At 65.3% G+C, this 1,433-nt stretch carries 2 protein-coding genes; both read left to right on the top strand.

Going from position 1 to position 1,433, the window contains the following annotated elements:
* Window positions 1-59 precede the first annotated feature (59 nt).
* Window positions 60-407 (top strand): IS66 family insertion sequence element accessory protein TnpB, encoded by a 348-nt coding sequence (gene tnpB, locus C8J25_RS20135; protein WP_031439429.1) that lies wholly within the window; start codon window positions 60-62, stop codon window positions 405-407.
* Between the two features lie 61 nt (window positions 408-468).
* Window positions 469-1,433, top strand: a 965-nt coding sequence (gene tnpC / locus C8J25_RS20130; protein WP_244187251.1) for an IS66 family transposase, incomplete at its 3' end; no start/stop codon positions are given.

Genomic DNA, 1,433 nt, shown 5'->3' with positions numbered 1-1,433 from the left:
ACCGTCGACGGCACGGTCGACGCCGAGGCGCTGTCGCGCGTGATCGGCGTGCTGACCCGATGATCCCGCAGCCGACATCGACGCGGATATTCCTGGCATGCGGCGTCACCGACATGCGCAAGGGCTTCGATGGCCTGGCGGTATTGGTGCAGCAGGTGCTCCGAGAGAAACCACATTCCGGTGCGCTGTTCGCGTTCCGTGGCAAGCGCGGCGACCTGATCAAATTGCTGTGGTTCGACGGTCAGGGACTCTGCCTGTTTTCGAAGCGGATGGACCGGGGGCGTTTCGTCTGGCCGGTGACCGCGACAGGCACAGTGGCGCTGACATCGGCGCAGGTGTCGATGCTTCTGGAGGGCATCGACTGGCGCCGCCCAGAGCGGACATGGGCACCAACATTGGCAGGCTAAAAACATAGCTTTTCCGCCATTTTTGCTCGTGTGAGAGTGCGCGAACTGCTATGAAAATGAGGTGTCGCAAGCCCCTCTTGCCCCATCTGATGCCGAGGCGCGGATTGCCGTGCTGGAGGCGTCGCTCGCCCGGGCCAATGCGGCACTCGCCGCCCGCGACCTGCTCATTGAGACACTGCGTGGTCAGATCGCCCGGCTGCGGCGGATGCAGTTCGGCGCATCTTCCGAGAAGCTGACGCGCGAGATCGCCCAGCTCGAACTCGCGCTCGAAGAACTGGAAACCGAGAGCGCGGTCCCGGAGACCGGCGCGGCCTCGTCAGACACGTCCGTGCGGCCAGCATTAGTCCGTGCGTTGCCCGACCACCTGCCACGCGAGGAGGTCGTCCACGAACCCGCCTCCGGCGCCTGCACATGCCCGGACTGCGGCGGTGCGCTACGTCGCCTCGGGCAAGACGCCCATGAGGTGCTCGACGTCCTGCCGGTGCACTGGCGCGTGGTGCGGAACGTCCGACCGAAATACAGCTGCCGGACGTGTGAGAAGATCGTCCAGGCGGCTGCCCCGGTGAAGGCGGTCGCACGCGGAAAAGCGACTTTTGCGACGCTGGCGCATGTCGTCGTCTCGAAGTTCGAACATCATCTGCCGCTTTATCGGCAGTCTGAAATAATGGCGGCCCAAGGCGTGGACATCGACCGCTCGACGCTGGCGGGCTGGGTCGGTCAGGCAGCCGCGCTGCTCGACCCCATCGTCAGTCGCATTCGCGAGGAGGTGCTGAAAGGCGACAAGATCCATGCGGACGACACGCCAGTTCCCGTGCTCGACCCGGGGCGCGGACGCACCGCGACCGGGCGGCTATGGGTCTATGCAGTCGACGACCGCGCCTCGGGCAACACGACCCCGCCTGCGACATGGTATCGCTTCACGATCGACCGCACCGGTGCACATCCGCAAGCCCATCTCGCCGGATTTCGAGGCTTTCTCCAGGCCGACGCCTATGCAGGTTACGACGGCCTCTATCGAAGCGGCGC

It is taken from the genome of Sphingomonas faeni, from assembly GCF_003053745.1.
Lineage (GTDB): Bacteria > Pseudomonadota > Alphaproteobacteria > Sphingomonadales > Sphingomonadaceae > Sphingomonas > Sphingomonas faeni.
The sequence above is the reverse complement of the archived record's forward strand: the minus strand, read 5'-3'. Positions and strand labels throughout refer to the sequence as shown.

Excerpts from the sequence above, each read along its gene's own strand:
- tnpB (WP_031439429.1), top strand. The coding sequence starts at position 60 with ATGATCCCGCAGCCGACATCGACGCGGATATTCCTGGCATGCGGCGTC.